16 protein-coding genes and 4 pseudogenes are annotated in these 15,459 nt (G+C 71.1%); 8 read left to right on the top strand and 12 right to left on the bottom strand.

Going from position 1 to position 15,459, the window contains the following annotated elements; genetic code table 11:
* Positions 1 to 10: 10 nt before the first annotated feature.
* The 4 genes from ABZY11_RS15930 to ABZY11_RS15945 all read right to left on the bottom strand — a co-directional run bounded on the left by ABZY11_RS15930 (position 11) and on the right by ABZY11_RS15945 (position 2,099).
* A complete protein-coding gene (locus ABZY11_RS15930; protein WP_356479705.1) occupies positions 11 to 421 on the bottom strand; it encodes a rodlin in 411 nt (136 codons plus the stop codon).
* 186 nt (positions 422 to 607) lie between these two features.
* Positions 608 to 898: a hypothetical protein gene (locus ABZY11_RS15935; RefSeq protein ID WP_356479706.1), complete on the bottom strand. Its 291-nt coding sequence runs from the start codon at positions 896 to 898 to the stop codon at positions 608 to 610.
* A gap of 245 nt (positions 899 to 1,143) precedes the next feature.
* Entirely contained in the window at positions 1,144 to 1,377 is a 234-nt protein-coding gene (locus tag ABZY11_RS15940) for a chaplin (RefSeq protein WP_356479707.1), read from the bottom strand.
* A 320-nt stretch (positions 1,378 to 1,697) separates the two neighbouring features.
* Positions 1,698 to 2,099 carry a rodlin gene (locus tag ABZY11_RS15945; protein ID WP_356479708.1) on the bottom strand — a complete coding sequence of 134 codons (402 nt, stop codon included), beginning with the start codon at positions 2,097 to 2,099 and terminating at the stop codon, positions 1,698 to 1,700.
* Positions 2,100 to 2,631: 532 nt separating this feature from the next.
* On the opposite strand from ABZY11_RS15945, the gene ABZY11_RS15950 reads away from it, so the two are divergent.
* Entirely contained in the window at positions 2,632 to 3,447 is an 816-nt protein-coding gene (locus tag ABZY11_RS15950; protein WP_356479709.1) for a chaplin, read from the top strand.
* 95 nt (positions 3,448 to 3,542) lie between these two features.
* Here the strand turns inward: ABZY11_RS15950 and ABZY11_RS15955 are convergent.
* A pseudogene (locus tag ABZY11_RS15955) lies at positions 3,543 to 3,872 on the bottom strand (dihydrodipicolinate synthase family protein); the annotation flags it as partial.
* Between the two features lie 108 nt (positions 3,873 to 3,980).
* Here ABZY11_RS15955 and ABZY11_RS15960 point away from each other — a divergent pair.
* Positions 3,981 to 4,712: an FCD domain-containing protein gene (locus ABZY11_RS15960; RefSeq protein ID WP_356479710.1), complete on the top strand. Its 732-nt coding sequence runs from the start codon at positions 3,981 to 3,983 to the stop codon at positions 4,710 to 4,712.
* Here ABZY11_RS15960 and ABZY11_RS15965 read toward each other — a convergent pair.
* Positions 4,675 to 5,187 (bottom strand): hypothetical protein, encoded by a 513-nt coding sequence (locus ABZY11_RS15965; protein ID WP_356479711.1) that lies wholly within the window; start codon positions 5,185 to 5,187, stop codon positions 4,675 to 4,677. The genes ABZY11_RS15960 and ABZY11_RS15965 overlap by 38 nt on opposite strands.
* Positions 5,188 to 5,732: 545 nt before the next feature.
* Here ABZY11_RS15965 and ABZY11_RS15970 point away from each other — a divergent pair.
* Complete coding sequence (locus tag ABZY11_RS15970) at positions 5,733 to 6,197, top strand: FAD-dependent monooxygenase (protein WP_356479712.1); 465 nt, start codon at positions 5,733 to 5,735, stop codon at positions 6,195 to 6,197.
* Positions 6,198 to 6,222: 25 nt separating this feature from the next.
* Here the strand turns inward: ABZY11_RS15970 and ABZY11_RS15975 are convergent, their stop codons facing one another.
* Both ABZY11_RS15975 and ABZY11_RS15980 read right to left on the bottom strand, forming a co-directional pair.
* Entirely contained in the window at positions 6,223 to 6,915 is a 693-nt protein-coding gene (locus ABZY11_RS15975) for an ABC transporter ATP-binding protein (RefSeq protein ID WP_356479713.1), read from the bottom strand.
* A complete protein-coding gene (locus ABZY11_RS15980; RefSeq protein ID WP_356479714.1) occupies positions 6,912 to 8,036 on the bottom strand; it encodes an ABC transporter permease in 1,125 nt (374 codons plus the stop codon). The genes ABZY11_RS15975 and ABZY11_RS15980 overlap by 4 nt, the downstream gene beginning before the upstream one ends.
* A gap of 115 nt (positions 8,037 to 8,151) precedes the next feature.
* Between ABZY11_RS15980 and ABZY11_RS15985 the strand changes: the two genes are divergently transcribed.
* The gene (locus tag ABZY11_RS15985; protein ID WP_356479715.1) at positions 8,152 to 8,742 is read left to right on the top strand and encodes a helix-turn-helix domain-containing protein; all 591 of its coding nucleotides are present in this window, start codon (positions 8,152 to 8,154) and stop codon (positions 8,740 to 8,742) included.
* A 37-nt stretch (positions 8,743 to 8,779) separates the two neighbouring features.
* Here ABZY11_RS15985 and ABZY11_RS15990 read toward each other — a convergent pair whose 3' ends face one another.
* Positions 8,780 to 9,478, bottom strand: a complete 699-nt coding sequence (locus ABZY11_RS15990) for a FadR/GntR family transcriptional regulator (protein WP_356479716.1) — start codon at positions 9,476 to 9,478, stop codon at positions 8,780 to 8,782.
* Positions 9,479 to 9,630: 152 nt separating this feature from the next.
* Between ABZY11_RS15990 and ABZY11_RS15995 the strand changes: the two genes are divergently transcribed.
* Positions 9,631 to 10,590 (top strand): dihydrodipicolinate synthase family protein, encoded by a 960-nt coding sequence (locus ABZY11_RS15995; RefSeq protein ID WP_356479717.1) that lies wholly within the window; start codon positions 9,631 to 9,633, stop codon positions 10,588 to 10,590.
* Positions 10,591 to 10,657: 67 nt separating this feature from the next.
* Positions 10,658 to 10,846: pseudogene (locus ABZY11_RS16000) on the top strand (MFS transporter); the annotation flags it as partial.
* 185 nt (positions 10,847 to 11,031) lie between these two features.
* Here ABZY11_RS16000 and ABZY11_RS16005 read toward each other — a convergent pair.
* The 3 genes and pseudogenes from ABZY11_RS16005 to ABZY11_RS16015 all read right to left on the bottom strand — a co-directional run.
* Positions 11,032 to 11,136 (bottom strand): annotated as a pseudogene (locus tag ABZY11_RS16005) (MaoC family dehydratase); the annotation flags it as partial.
* 74 nt (positions 11,137 to 11,210) lie between these two features.
* The gene (locus ABZY11_RS16010) at positions 11,211 to 12,440 is read right to left on the bottom strand and encodes an acetyl-CoA C-acetyltransferase (RefSeq protein WP_356479718.1); all 1,230 of its coding nucleotides are present in this window, start codon (positions 12,438 to 12,440) and stop codon (positions 11,211 to 11,213) included.
* Between the two features lie 138 nt (positions 12,441 to 12,578).
* Entirely contained in the window at positions 12,579 to 13,508 is a 930-nt protein-coding gene (locus ABZY11_RS16015) for a LysR family transcriptional regulator (protein ID WP_356479719.1), read from the bottom strand.
* Between the two features lie 193 nt (positions 13,509 to 13,701).
* On the opposite strand from ABZY11_RS16015, the pseudogene ABZY11_RS16020 reads away from it, so the two are divergent.
* Both ABZY11_RS16020 and ABZY11_RS16025 read left to right on the top strand, forming a co-directional pair.
* A pseudogene (locus ABZY11_RS16020) lies at positions 13,702 to 14,343 on the top strand (CoA-transferase); the annotation flags it as partial.
* Positions 14,344 to 14,473: 130 nt separating this feature from the next.
* A partial coding sequence (locus tag ABZY11_RS16025) for a 3-hydroxyacyl-CoA dehydrogenase NAD-binding domain-containing protein (RefSeq protein ID WP_356479720.1) occupies positions 14,474 to 15,459 on the top strand: 986 nt, incomplete at its 3' end.

Here is a 15,459-nt window from a genome sequence, read left to right on the forward strand (position 1 = left end):
CGGTACGGCCTTAGTTGTTGCCGGCGCCGTCGCCGGACAGGATCGGGATGTCGTCCAGGATGTGCGAGAGAGCCTCGTCACCCTTGGCCTGGGTGGAGTTCTCGGTGCACTGCTGGTTCTGCGGCGAGGCCAGGACGTTGATGTCCTGGACCGAGACCGGGACGGCCCCGAGGACCGAACCGACGTTGGCCTTGGCCGGCAGCGCGACGCAGGGCTTGTTGAGCGAGCCCTGGATGAGCGCGAACTGCGGGCTCATGTCGCCGTGGGTGGCGGAGTTGCCGTACGACTGAACGGCGTCGTTGCCGTTGACCGACATCGTGCCACCGTCGTTGCCGATGGCCATGGCCTGCGGGGCGATCGCGGCGGAGACGCCGACGATCGAAGCAGCGACTGCTGCCGAGGCCATAATCTTCTTGATCATGAAATAGCCCTTCTGGTTTCTCTGTTGCCCGCCTGTCCGGAGGGCCCTGATCAACTCACGACGACGGGAATGGTTGTGCCCATTCACTCGAACGGTTCTTTTACGTTCAGTTGTTCGCCGAATGCACAGCACCGGAGGAATTCGAATGGCCGGGGGTCGGCGGGGAACTTCCTGTGGCGCGAGCGATCAGCCGCCGATCGGCAGGCCACCCATGAGCGGGGCCGCGCCCTTGGCCGCACCGGTGGCCTGATCGGCCAGCTTGGTGACGGTGCCGTTCTTCTGCACCGACTCCGCAGCGCCGCCGACCGTGTCGACGATCGGGTCGACGGCCTGCGGGGCGCTCTCCGCCACCTGGTTCACGCCGCCGTTGAGGCTGAAGTTGGGGGCCGTGGCGTTGGTAACGGCGAAGGCGGGAGCAGCCGTTCCGAGAGCAACCACGGAACCGGCAACGAACGCAGCAGTCTTCGCGTACTTCACTTTCGGGTTCCCTTCTGCAGCGGCATCTTTTCCGGGCGCGCACCCGCGCCGCACGCACCTTCTTTGGCCGTGCCTTCTGCCGCTTTCGCCCTGGGTAACGATGCGGTTGCGACACGGCAACTGGACGGAGTCGCATTTCTGCCGGACCACCCGATCGAATGCCAAAAAAAGGGGAAGGCCCCGGAACGCATCGAATGCGTTCCGGGGCCTTCCGATCACGAGCGTTCGGCCCGTCCGACCGAAGGTCAGGAGTTGCCGCAAGTGTTGCCGAAGGCGGGGTTGAGCAGACCGATCACGTCCACGGTGTTGCCGCACAGGTTGAGCGGGACGTGGACCGGGGCCTGGACGCTGTTACCGGACAGCACGCCCGGGGAGTAGGAAGCTCCGCCCTCGGCACCGGAGTCGGCGAAGGCCGGCGCGGCGGCACCCATCGCCATCAGGGTTCCGGCGGCGATGGCAGCAACCTTGGTGTACTTCACTTTGTTCCCTTTCTTTGACGGAGTCCGAGGCGGCCACGTCTTTCGTGCCGCACGAGCGCGGTCCTGATCGCTCGTAACTCCGCCGCTGCAATTCATAACGATTTAAGACCGGAGACGAAACTCTTCAGGCCGAAAATTCTCGGAAAATCGCCCGAATGACGCAGTATCGATCACTCGATGCCATCGGAGGGATGTTCCGACAATCCGACGCCCCCGCCCAATCCGGGGAATGGCAGCAACAGGCCCGGGCAGCGCGGAGGAGGAGCGCCGGCGGCCCGGGCCTGTCGTTGCGGCTGGATCAGTGGCGGATCAGTTACGGATCAGCTGTTGCCGGCGCCGTTGCCGGAGAGCACCGGGATGTTGTCCAGGATGTGCGACAGCGGCTCGTCACCCTTGGCCTGGGTGGAGTTCTCGGTGCACTGCTGGTTCTGCGGCGAGGACAGCACGTTGACGTCCTGGACCGCGACCGGGACCAGGCCGACGAGCGAGCCGGCGTTGGCCTTGGCCGGCAGGCCGATGCAGGGCTTGTTCAGGCTGCCCTGGACCAGACCGAACTGCGGGCTGCCGTCACCGTGGGTCTCGGCGTTGCCGAACGACTGCGAGGCTCCGTTGCCGTTGACCGACGTCGTACCGCCGTCGTCGCCGATTGCCATGGCCTGCGTCGCGCCCAGACCGAGGACGGAGGCGGCGACGGCACCCGTAGCCAGAACCTTCTTGATCACGATTAACCCTTCTCGTACTGGATGCCCCGTACCGGAGCCCCCTGCCCAACTCACGTCCGGGCGTTTGGTTCTCTCCATTCACCCGAATGCCCAGGGACACGTACAGCAGTACGAAGCGGTGCTCCAGGAATCCGCGGGAGAAATCGATCCGCCCCGCCGCTTCCCCGCCACCAGCAGCCTTTTCCGCCCGTCGGGTTGAGCACGCCTACGCACCGGACGGGGTCGACGTCGACCGACCCGCGTGGGTACTCCATTCGTGTAGTCACAAAATTTCCATGATCTTGCGAGTTTCCTCAACAATTCCTCCTCGTTATGCCTGACACAGGCGTGCAGGTTCGGGCGCTTGACCGGCAGAAGCACGGATCCTTCACATGAAGCACGCGTCTTCGTGGTCTCCGCGCTTTCCGTAACCGCCGCTTGCCGAGTCATGCACGGGCGCCGCCGGGGTGGCCTCCCGGTGGTCTCCGCACCGGCCTGATGAATGAACAGCGAGCGTTCTGCTCGCACGGAATGGCCTAAGAAGGGGCAACCAATGCGAAAAGCCTTGAGTAAGAGCGTGCTGGTGATGGCGGCGGCGTCAGGGATCCTGACCGCAGTCGGTGGATACGCGTTCGCGGATGCCTCCGCCGACGGCGCGGCCGTCGGCTCCCCCGGAGTCGGTTCGGGCAACAACGTGCAGGTGCCGGTGCATGTGCCGGTCAATGTGTGTGGCAACACGGTGAATGTGATCGGCCTGCTGAACCCCGCGTTCGGCAACGAGTGCGAGAACAAGGGCGGCTCCGGCAGCGGGGGCCGGGGGGCGAGCGCCGAGGGCGTCGCGGCCCAGTCCCCCGGTGTGCTGTCCGGCAACTCCATCCAGGCCCCCGTGGACGTTCCGATCAACGCGTGCGGCAACACCGTCAACGTCGTCGGCGCGCTGAACCCGGCGTCCGGGAACAAGTGCGGCAACGAGTCCGGTGGGAACGAGACCCCGCCTCCGCCGACCACCCCGCCGACCACCCCGCCGACCACCCCGCCGGTCACCCCGCCAACCACCCCGCCAACCACCCCGCCGGTCAACCCGCCAACCACCCCGCCGACCACTCCGCCGGTCAACCCCCCGACCACCCCGCCGGTCAACCCCCCTACCACCCCGCCGGTGGCCCCCCCGACGAAGCACAAGCCTCCGACGACGCAGACGCCGCCGAACCAGCCCCCGAACGAGCCCACCCCGGCCACGCACAACGAGCCGCCGCAGCTGGCGCGCACCGGTGCCGACGCCAACCTGGGGATGGCGGGCGGGGCCGCCGCGGCCCTGGTGCTCGGTGGAACCCTGCTGGTCCGCCGTACCCGCGCCTCCAAGGGCTGACCGGCACGGTCACTGGGTAGCGAACCGGAAATAAGCGGTCCGTCGTCACAGCCGGCGCTGTGACGACGGGCCGCTGTCTTTCCGTTCGGGCCGGCTCACACCCGGGCGAACCCCGCGCGGTCCAGGCAGGCCGCGATTTCGGCGGTCTCGGCCGCGTCCAGGCGGCGCATCGGCGGGCTCATCGCATTCGTCTCGGTGCTCCCGCGCAGCATGAGTACCCTCGTGAAGGCGCCGAGGCCCGCGGCGGTGACGGACGCCGTGCCGGGGCGGGCCGCGCGGACGATGTCGAAGAGCGCGACCAGGCGGTCCTGTTCGGCCCTGGCGGCGGCCCGGTCGCCCCGTACCGCGGCCTCGTGGAGACGTACGTACCCGTGCGGGTCCACATTGCCGAGCCCGGGAAACGAACCGTCCGCGCCCGCCAGCATCGGGCGCGCCCTTCTCAGTCACGACATAAGACGTCAGATGTCTGATGCCTTGATAGCGTGGGATGTGGCTGGACGATCGAGAGGGGTCAAGAGGTGGGGAGTCCACATATGTCCGGTGCGAAGCCTGGCCGACAGCTGCTCCGGCAGGAAGTCGTCGAGGGCATCAAGCGCTACATCCTGGAGGAACGACTCCGCCCCGGGGACCCGCTGCCCACCGAACCGGCCCTGTGCGAGGCGCTCGGCGCCAGCCGCTCCAGCGTCCGCGAGGCGGTCAAGATCCTCAACGCGCTGGACATCGTGGAGGTGCGGCACGGGCACGGCACCTACGTGGGCCGGCTCAGCCTGTCGGCCCTGGTGGAGAGCCTGACCTTCCGCGGACTGCTCTCCCCCGACGACGACTTCCAGGTCATGGCCGATCTCGTCGACGTGCGCGAGCTCTTCGAGCGCGGGACGGCCGAGCGGATCGTCTCCATGCTCGGCACGGACCAGCTCGACAAGCTGGACGGCCTGGTCGCCACCATGCGCGAGACCGGCGCCCAGGACGGGCACGGTTTCGTGGAAGCCGACCGGGCGTTCCACGCGCAGCTGGTGGCGCCGCTCGGCAATGACCTGATCGGCCAGCTCTCGATGGCCTTCTGGGACGTGTACACGATCGTCGCGCCGCATCTCGACGGATTCACGCACGCCGACGAGATGGAGACGATCGCGGCCCACCAGAACATCGTGGACTCCGCGCGGGCCGGGGACATCACCGGCTTCATGAAGGCACTGGGCGAGCACTACGCCCCGGTCAGGCGCCGGATCACCGAGGCCCGTGCCCGTGACCACGCCCGGGACTGACCCTGCCGTCCCCCCTTCCGAGGGGGACGGGACCGGACCCCTCCGGGACGACTCCTGGTCCGGTGGGGCCCTTGACGGCCTCGGGCAGTGTCACGCTCACCGCCACGTACCGGGCGAGCGGCAGGCAGGTGAGCGGCAGTGCGACGGTGGCCGTGACTCCGTAGCGCGCCGGGCCTCCGGGAGCTGCCGCGCGTACCCGTCCCGCCCCGCGCACGGGTGCGACGATGAGGGCGTCCAGCACCTCCCGGAGCGTGAGAACAGGTGGTAGCGCGGTGGCAGTGACGGGCTTACGCATCGGGGTGGTCGGCGGCAGCATCGCCGGCTGCGCCATGGCGATCGCGGGGACGCGGGCGGGGGCGGACGTCACCGTCCACGAGCGCAGCGACGGCGAGTTGCAGGACCGGGGGTTCGGCATCGTCATCCCGCCGCCGCTCCACCAGGACCTGGTCGCGGGCGGATATCTGGGCGCGGACATGCCGACGGCTTCGGTCGCCACCCGGGTCTGGCTCGCACAGGCGCCGGGGCGGCGGTCGGCGCGTGAGCTGGCGCGGCAGCAGGCCCCGGTGACTCCCTGCAACTGGGGCCTGCTGTGGCGGGCGTTGCGCGAGAACACCGGGGGCAGCACGTATCACCGCGGGCGGCCCGTCGACTCCGTCGGCCGTGCGGACTCCGGCGGCGCCCTGATCCGTACCGCGGACGGCGAGCGGGAGTACGACATCGTGGTCGGGGCGGACGGGCACCGATCCGTCACACGCGAACTGATCGCCCCCGAGGTGCGGCCGGTCCCCGCCGGGTATCTGGTCTGGCGGGGCACGATCCCGGCGAGCGCGCTCCGTGAGCATCCGAAGCAGCTGGAACTGCTGGAGACCGCCTGGGTCACCCTGGGCTTCCCCGGCGGGCACGGGGTCTTCTATCTGATCCCGGGGGCGGCCAGGGGTTCGCGGCTGCTGGCGTACGCCATCTACGCCTCTCCCCCGGCGCCGTCCCCGGCCGGGGGCGCGGCCACCGGCCCGGCGCCGGATGTCCCGGTCTCCGCCGCGTACGTGCGGCACATCGCCGCAGAGCGCTTCCCCACCGAGTGGGCGGACATCGTCGCCCGGGGCGAACACAGCTCCCAGGCGCTCCACCCGGGTCGCCGACTTCGCCGTGCCCCGGGCGGCGGAACCCCCCTTCCTGCTGGCCGGCGACGCGGCGAGCGTGACCCGGCCGCACACCGCGAGCGGAGCGGTCAAGGCGCTCCAGGACGCGTTGTGTCTGGAAAGGTCACTGCAAGCGTCCTCCTCGGCGGCCGAGGCCCTGCACCGGTACGCGGACGAGCGCTCCCCCGAGGGGGCCCGCCTGGTCGGCCTCGGCCGCAGGCTGGGGCGTGAGCTGGTCGAGAACACGCCCGACTGGCCGGCGATGGGGCCCGCCGAGGTGGACGCGTTGAGCCGCGCCGCGCTGAACGGCACCCGCAGCTATCTCTACGGCAGCGTCCAGCGGTAGTGACGGGCCCGGTCGCCGGGCGGGTTCAGCGGCCGGGCAGTACGGACACCGCCACGTCGGCGGTCAGTGCGGCCATCTCCACGACCCGGTCGGCGGCCTCCGCCACGGCCGGATCGTGCGTGGCCACGACCGTGACACAGTCGTCCTGGCGGGTGCGTTCGGCGAGGAGCGCGGCCAGCTCGCCGGCCTGCCAACGGTCCACGGCCGCCGTCGGTTCGTCGATCAGCAGCAGTTTCGGGGAGAGGAAGAGCGCACGGGCCAGGGCGACGCGCTGGCGTTCACCGCCGGAGAGCTGATCGGGGCGGTGACGCAGGCGATGGCCGAGGCCCACCCGGGTCAGCGCCTCCTCGGCGCGGGAGCGGTGCGCGCGGGGGCGCCCGCCGCCGATGTACACGGCGGCGAGCAGCTGGTCGGTGGCGGCCAGGCCGGAGAGCAGATTGCCGCTCTGGAACATGTAGCCGATCCGTTCCCGGCGGGCCTTGGCGCGCTGGGCGTCGGAGAGCCCGGCGAGGTCCTCGCCGTCCAGCAGGACCTGCCCTGCGGTGGGACGCAGCAGCGCGCCCGCGACGGCGAGCAGCGTCGACTTGCCGGAGCCCGACGGGCCGACGAGGGCCGTCATGCGGCCGGGTGCGAAGGTGACGTCGAGTCCGTCGAGAACGGTGGTACGGGCATCGGTGCGGCCGAACTCGACGGTGACACCGGTCAGTTCGAGGCTCATCGGTTGGCTCCCAGCATGGTCAGCGGGTCGGCATGGGTGACCCGGCGCAGGGTCAGGGCGGTGCCCGCGAGGCCGACGGCCGCGACGGTGCACATGGTGATGGCGAGGGTGGCGGCGGGCAGGCTGAACGGCACCTGTTCACCGACCAGCAGCCCGACCGCTCCGGCGAGCACGGCGCCCGCCGCGGTGCCGAGGACGACGACCAGGGCCGCCTGGAGCACGGTGTGGGCGAGCAGCCGCCGGCGGGAGGCGCCCAGTGCGCGCAGCAGGGCGAGTTCGGGCTGTCGCTGCACGGTCCATACGGCGAAGAAGGCGCCGACCACGAGTGGGGCGATCAGGTAGAGGAAGACCTGGATCGAGCTCATGGTGACGCGTTCGCCGGTGTAGCCGGGGGCCGCCTCGTACGCCTTCTCCTTGGTGAGGGTGGTGGTGGAGTGCCGCGCGTCGAGGGTGGCGGGCGAGGTCCCGGCCGGCGGGGTGCGCAGGGCCAGGGCGCTGAACTGGTCGGGGATCGCGGCGGTTGCGGACGGCGGGGCTCCGGGGGTGCTGAAGCGGATGCGCTGCCAGGTCTTCAGCGGGACGTAGGCGACGGGCACATGGCCGTAACTGGAGCGTTCGGTCAACCCGGTGACGCGCAGTTCGATGCCGAGCCGGTCGATGACGAGGGTGTCGCCGACGCGTACGCCCTCGTCGGCGAGCTTGGCGGACATCACGATGCTGTCCGCCTTCCCTCCCGCGAGGCCGTCGCCCTCGGTGACCGGGGGGTTGAGGAAGGAGTCGGGCTCGACGCCGAAGGCGGCGAGATCGACCTCGGCGCCACGGTTCGTCGTGCCGCGGGTGATGGAGACGCCCAGCGCGGTCATGTCGGTGTCCGCGTCCCGGCGCCAGGCGGCAGCGGTCTTCCTGTCGAGGAGGCTGCGGGCGAACTGGTCGGACCGGGCGTCCGAGGAGAAGACCAGTTGCGAGGCCGGAAGGCGGCGCAGCGCGGAGATGGTGTCGTCACCCAGGCCGGTGGTGAAGCCGGAGACGATGCCGACGAGTGCGGCGACGAGCACCACGACGGACCCCATGAGCAGGAAGCGCCCTCGGGCGGCGCGCAGCTCCAGCAGAGCGAGGAACACGGCGGTTCCCTTCGGTGGATCGATGTTAGGGACGGTGTGTCGCCAACATAGATGATGGGGACGCGGCGTCCCTAAGTGGGGGTCGGTAGTGCGCCGGGGCTTCTAGACTGGGCCGGTGCCCAGGATCAGAGCCGCCACCGTCGCCGAGCACCACGCCCAGCAGCGGCTGGCCCTGGTGCGGGCGGCGCGTGAGCTGTTGGAGGGCGGCGACGCCGAGGCCGTGACCTTCACCGCGGTCGCCAGGGCCACCGGCCTCGCCCGCAACAGCCTGTACAAGTACTTCCCCGGGCGCCCCGAGCTGCTCGCCGCGGTCGTCGAGGACGCGATGCCCCGCTGGACGGACGCCATCCGGGCCGGCATGTCGGCGGCCGGTACGCCCGAGGCGAAGATCGCCGCCTATGTGTCGTCCCAGCTGGAGCTGGTGCGCGGCGGGGAACACCGGATCGCCCAGGCACTGGCCGGGGTCCGGGACGCGGCGGTGGTACGGGAGAGCGCGGTGCGGGCGCACCGGGAGCTGCTCACCCCGCTGATCGACGCGCTGACCGAGCTGGGCGAGGAGGACCCGCGGCGCACGGCCCTGCTCCTCCAGGGAATCGTCAACGCGGCCACGACGGCGATCGAGAACGGCGACGACCACCTGGCAGTGACGGACCGCGCGGTACGGATGGCCGTCACCGCCATCACCGGGGCGACGCCGGGGCGGTGAGGGACCGGCCGGGCGCGCCCCGCTTCGGGTGCGGGCGCTACGGAACCGGCGCCGGTTCGAGGCGGTTGCGGATGCCGTCGAAGTGGGTGCGCATGGCGCGCACCGCGCGTTCGCCGTCGGCCGCCGCGACCGCCTCGACGATCTCGCGGTGCTGGGCACAGGTGACCACCGGGTCCTGATGGTCGTCGTCGAGGTCTTCGCGCACCCGGTCCATGGCCGCCCAGAACGCGTCGAGCACCTCACTGAGCAGGTGATTGTCGAGCGAGGCGTAGAGCGCGAGATGGAAGGCGCGGTCGGTGCCGCGCGCCACCCGGCCGCCGTCCCGGGCCTCGGCCTCCATCTTCGCGACGAGACCGCGCAGCACATCGAGATCCTCGTCAGGAATACCGACCGTGACGGCACCGACCAGGCCGGCCTCCAGCGCCTCCCGCACCTTCATCAGCTCGTAGAGGCCCGGTTCGCCCTGCCGGTGACGGACCGCGGCGCGGAAGGCGAGTCCCTCGGCGAAGCGTGACAGTGAGAGCGAGCCGACGAAGGTGCCGAAGCCGCGGCGGATCTCCACGACGTTGACGGCCTGGAGTGCCTTGAGGGCCTCGCGCACCGACACCCGGCCGGCCCCGAACAGCTCCATCAGCTCGGTCTCGGTGGGCAGTGTGTCGCCGGGGGCGAGTCCTCGTTCCAGGATCAGTTCCTTGAGCCGGCGCTCTATGTCCTGAGCCATGGTGGGGCGCGCCACAACATCCTCCCGAGGTGTGTTTGCCCCTTGACCGTCCGCAGGAGCTTCTGTTTAAGGTGAGCCGGACATAGGACATCTTACGTCTCATGTCTCGATCCGTGCAGCCGCCTCGGGCCACGGATCGGTGCACCGACCGAGCTGGAGCCTTCACCATGTCCCTGACCTCACCGCTGCACGGCGTCGTACCCCCGGTCTGCACCCCGCTCGACCCCCGGGGGGAGGTCGACACCGCGTCCCTCACCCGGCTCGTCGAACACCTCATCGACGGTGGTGTGCACGGGCTGTTCGCGCTCGGGTCCACCAGCGAGGTCGCGTACCTCACCGACGAGCAGCGCGCCACGGCGCTGGAGACCGTGGTCAACACGACCGACGGAAGGGTGCCGGTGCTGGCCGGTGTCATCGACACCACCACCGCGCGCGTCGTCGAGCACGCCCGGGCCGCCGCCGAACTGGGCGCGGACGCCCTGGTCGCCACCGCGCCGTTCTACACCCGCACCCATGACAAGGAGATCGCCCAGCACTTCCGGCGGCTGCGCGCGGCGGTCGACCTGCCGCTGTTCGCGTACGACATCCCGGTCGCCGTGCACAGCAAGCTCTCCCCCGCGCTGGTGCGCGAACTCGCCGAGGACGGCACCCTGGCCGGTCTCAAGGACAGCAGCGGCGACGAGGGCGGACTGCGCCGCCTGATCGTCGGGCTGGGGGGCCGCGGCGGGCGCACGGACGGTCCGGCGCCGCGCTTCAGCATCCTCACCGGCTCCGAACTCTCCGTGGACGCCGCCCTGTTGGCCGGGGCCGACGGTGTGGTGCCGGGCATCGGCAATGTCGACCCGGCCGGTTACGTACGGCTCTACGACGCCGCACGGGCCGGGAACTGGGAGCTGGCCGCGAAGGAGCAGGAGCGGCTCGTCGAGCTGTTCGCCATGGTCGGCGTCGGCCCGGAGGCGGACATGGGCCGCAGCTCCTCGGCGCTCGGCTCGTTCAAGGCGGCGCTCCAGCTGCTCGGCGTCATCGCCTGCGGTGACACCGCCTTCCCGCAGATCCAGCTGAGTGCCGAGTCCGTCGCCCTGGTCGCCCAGCGCCTGCGCGCCGCCGGTCTGCCGCCGGTCCGATGAGCGACCGCTCCCGGCCGTCCGCCGACGGAACAGGTGCCGCGGTGATCGGTACCGGTCTCGGTGGCCCGCCGGACTGGCGCTCACAGCGTTCACCGTGCAGATGGGCGGGAAGCGCGGCTGGGTGCTGTACCTGTCGGTGATCGTGACGCTGTTCTTCGCATTCCTGTACTCGTGGCCGATCCAGGCACTGCTGCCCACGTATCTGAAGACCGAACTCGGCTACTCCACCGACCAGGTCACCGATGTCCTGTACTTCGGGTTCGACGTACCGGGAACCGGCTGACCGACCCGGATGCCGAGCCGGACCATCTCGCGGTGCCGCCGGCGACGGAGCGGGGCGGGGCCTCGCGCGCGACGGCGGCCTGCTGACCCAATGGGAGCGCTGGCGGGCCGGGGCGCTGGCCTTCCAGCGCCCCGGCCCGCCCCGCGCTTCCGCTCGTCCTACGGGTAGCAGTGCGTCAGCGATTCGGCCACGCAGGCCGGCTCCCCGGACCCTTCGAGTTCGAAGGTGAAGGCCCGGGTCATCTCCACGCCGCCGCGCGGGACCTAGAACGATCGAATACTGAATTACTGGTGCAGTGAGATGTCACGGGTCTCATTGCACCCGCGGGGGCCCGGTATCAAACCGCGATCCGCTCGAAGACGGCGGCGAGACCCTGTCCGCCGCCGACGCACATGGTCTCCAGGCCGTACCGGGCCTCGCGGCGGTGCAGTTCACGGGTGAGCGTGGCGAGGATACGGGCGCCGGTGGCGCCGACCGGGTGGCCGAGGGAGACACCGGAGCCGTTGACGTTGATGCGCTGCTCGTGGTCCTTCTCGCCGAGGCCCAGCTCGCGGGTGCAGGCCAGCACCTGGGCGGCGAAAGCCTCGTTGAGCTCGATCAGGTCGAGGTCGGCGAGCGTGAGTCCGGCACGGTCGAGCGCGGCCCGGGTCGCCGGGACGGGGCCGATGCCCATCGTCGCGGCGGGCACCCCCGCACGGGCGAAGGAGACCAGCCGGACCAGCGGGGTGAGGCCGAGCCGTTCGGCGGTGGCCGCGCCGGTGACCAGGCAGGCGGCGGCCGCGTCGTTCTGACCGCTGGCGTTGCCCGCGGTGACGGTCGCCTCCGGGTCGGACTTGGCCATGATCGGGCGCAGCGCGGCGAGTTGCTCGGCAGTGGTGTCGGGGCGGGGGTGCTCGTCGGCGGTGACGACGGTCTCGCCCTTGCGGGTGCGTACGGTGACGGGGACGGTCTCCGCGTCGTACCGGCCCTCCGCCACGGCCCGGCCGGCGCGCTGCTGCGAGCGCAGGGCGAGGGCGTCCTGGTCGGCGCGGCTGATGCCGTACGCGCGCCGGAGGTTCTCGGCGGTCTCGATCATGCCGCCCGGCACGGGGTGGTTGACGCCGCCCGCGGTGACCCTGCCCCGGGCCAGCGAGTCGTGGAGCTGGAGACCGGGGCCCTTGATGCCCCAGCGGCCCTCGTGCGTGTAGTAGGGGGCGGCGCTCATCACGTCGACGCCGCCCGCGATCACGACCTCGCTGAAGCCGGCCCGGATCTGCATCGCCGCGTCGAGCACGGCCTGGAGGCCCGAGCCGCAGCGGCGGTCGACCTGGGAGCCGGTGACGGTCTGGGGCAGTCCGGCGTCGAGCGCGGCGACCCGGCCGATGGCGGGGGCCTCGGCGGACGGGTAGGAGTGTCCGAGGATCACCTCGTCGACGGCGGCGGGGTCGATCCCGGTACGGGCCACGACCTCGGCGATGACGCGTGCGGCGAGTGCGGCCGGCGTCTGCTGTGCGAACACTCCGCCGAAACGGCCGATGGGGGTACGCAGTGGTTCACAGATGACGACATCGAGCTGCTGGTCGGGCACGGCGTGACCTTTCGGTGGCGAGGGCCGGTCCGGCCCTGATCCGCCGGACAGCCCCAGGGGCGTGTGCCGCCGACCCTTGCACCCGGCGACTGAGTCGGTCCAATATCCAGTTCGCCCTGGTTCAAGACGTGGAGCGTCTCAATGCCGGCTCGCGGTGGTCCGGCCCCCGGCCGGGCCCGGCGGCGTGGGCAGGGCCTGCTCCGCCACGGCGAGGACCGACCCCAGCGCGGCGGAGGGGTTGTCGGCCCGCCAGGCCAGTGCCGCCTGGAGCCGGATCGGCGGGCCGGACAGGGGCCGGTAGACGAGGCCGTTCTGCTGGATGTGCTGGACGGAGGTGACGGTGAGCGTGACTCCGACACCCGCGGCGACCAGCGCCAGGATGGTGTACGAGTCCGGCGCCTCCTGGACGACGCGGGGGTTGAACCCGGCGGCCTCGCAGGCCCCGACCATCGCGTCGCGCACGGTGGAGCCGGTGTTGGCGGGGAAGGAGACGAAGGGCTCCCCGGCCAGGACGTCGATGGGGACGCTCTCCAGCCGGGCGAGCCGGTGGTCGAAGGGCAGCGCGCACACCAGCTCCTCCTCGTCGATCACCCGGTACGCCACTCCCGGCCGGGTCACCGGCAGCCGGACGAATCCCAGGTCGAGCGAGCCGTCGGCGACCCGGTCGAGGGCGACGTTGGCGTAGGTCTGCCCCTTCATGACCAGTTCGAGGGCGGGGTGGGCGGCGCGCACCGCCCTGGTGAGGAGCGGCAGCGTGTCGTGGCTGGAGGCGCCCGCGAAGCCGATGGTGACCCGCCCGTACTCGCCGCGGCCCGCCGCCTTCGCGGCGCGCACCGCGGTGTCGAGACCGTCGAGGACGGTGCGTACCGGCCGGAGGAAGGACTCCCCCGCGCTGGTGAGCCGCACCGACCGGGTGTTGCGTTCGAAGAGCTGGACGCCCAGTTCCTTCTCCAGCCGGCGGATCTGCTGGCTCAGCGGCGGCTGGGCCATCTGCAGCCGTTTCGCGGCCCGCCCGAAGTGCAGCTCCTCGGCCACGGCGACGAACGCGGACAGATGACGCAGCTCCATGCACGCCCCTTCGGCCGCCGGCCGTCGCCGACCGGGCGCACCGATCCGTTTCATTGATCAGACGTCTTGATGCGACCTTAATTTGGTATTGAACAGCAATCAATAGCCGCTGACACGGTGGGCGACGCGCATACCAGGACGCGCCGGCAGAGCCGGAGGAGCACGTGGCCACGACGGACCGGAAAGACAAGACACGGTCGCCCCGGAGATCGAGGTCGTGTACGAGTCCGGGGTCTGCGGCGCGCACCCCTCGCACCTGCCGGAAACCATCGCCGACGCGGTCCTGATCACCGGCGCCGAGGCGGTGCTGTCGATGCCCGCACTCTTCGGCTGCGTCCTCCAGGGCGGCCATATCGACGTGGGGTTCCTGGGCGCCGCGCAGATCGACCGGTGGGGCAATCTCAACACGTCCGTGATCGGTGACTGGGACAGCCCCTCGGTCCGGCTGCCGGGCTCCGGCGGCGGCATCGAGGTGATGGCCAACTCCCGCGAGGTCTTCGTGGTGATGCGCCGCCACAATCCGCGTTCCTTCACCGGGACCCTTGACTTCTGCACCACCCCCGGCCCGGACCGGGCACTGGCCGAAGGCATCCGGCCGCTGGGCGCCGGTGTCACCCGGGTCGTCACCGAGCTGGGCATCCTGGCCCGCGCGGGCGTCGGCGAGGAGCTGCGGCTGGTCGCCGTCCACCCCGGCGTCACCGTCGAGCAGGTACGGGCGGCCACCGGCTGGGACCTGAAGGTGGCCGACGAGGTGGGGACCGTACCGCCGCCGACCGCGGCCGAACTGCGGCTGCTGCGTGAGGACGTGGACCCTGACCGCGTCTATCTTCGCTGAGACGGATCACATGTCACACCCGCTCGCTTGGACGGATCACATGTCACACCCGTTTGCCTGGACGGATCACATGTGACAGCCGTTTGCTTGGGCGGATCACATGTCACACCCCGAGAGGACCGCAACCGCCATGCGTATCAGGATCGTCGGCGCCGGGGCCATGGGCCGCGGCATCGCCCAGTGGGCGGCGACCGCCGGACACACCGTCGAGCTGTGCGACGTGCGCACGGAGGCCGTGACGGCCGCCGTGGACTTCGTACGGTCCATGCTCGAACGGGCCGTTCAGAAGGGCCGGATGTCCGACGAGGACCGCGCCGCCGCCCTGGAGCGGCTGATCCCGCTCGACGACCCATGGGCAAAGGGCCCGGACGTCGAGCTGGTCATCGAGGCCGTGCGGGAGGACCTCGGCACCAAGACGGAGGTCTTCGGCAGGCTGGAGCAGGCGCTGCCCGCGACGGCCGTCTTCGCGACCAACACCTCGTCCCTGTCCGTCACTCGGATCGCCGCCGCGCTGAAGGACCCGACGCGGCTGGCCGGGCTCCACTTCTTCAACCCCGTTCCGCTGATGAGGATCGTCGAGATCGTGCCCGGCGCGGCCACCCGCACGGAGATCCCGCCGGCCCTCACCGAGTTCGTCGAGAGCTGCGGCCACCGTGCGGTCACCGTCGCCGACACCCCCGGCTTCCTGGTCAATCACGCCGGGCGCGGGCTGGTGACCGAGGCGCTCGCACTGCTGGAGGAGGCAGTCGGCGAACCGGTGGACATCGACCGGATCGCCCGCGACGTACTGGGCCTGCGGATGGGCCCGTTCGAGCTGATGGATCTCACCGGGCTGGATGTGACGGCCGCGGTGATCGACTCGATCTGGCAGGGCTTCCGCCACGCGGACCGGCTCCGTCCCTCCTACCTCACCCCGAACCGGGTGGCGGCCGGGCTGCACGGCCGCAAGACCGGGCGCGGCTGGTACGCGTACGGCCCCGAGGCGCCCGCCCCCGCTCCGGAGCCGCCGGTCACCGGCGACGCGGGCCGCTCGGTGTTCGTCCACGGCATCGAGGGGCAGGACCGGGAGGCGGCCGCGCTGCGTGCGGCGCTGACCGCCGCGGGTGCCGTCGTCGG

Origin of the sequence: Streptomyces sp. NPDC006510 (assembly GCF_040611955.1) — a bacterium.
Classification (GTDB): Bacteria; Actinomycetota; Actinomycetes; order Streptomycetales; family Streptomycetaceae; genus Streptomyces.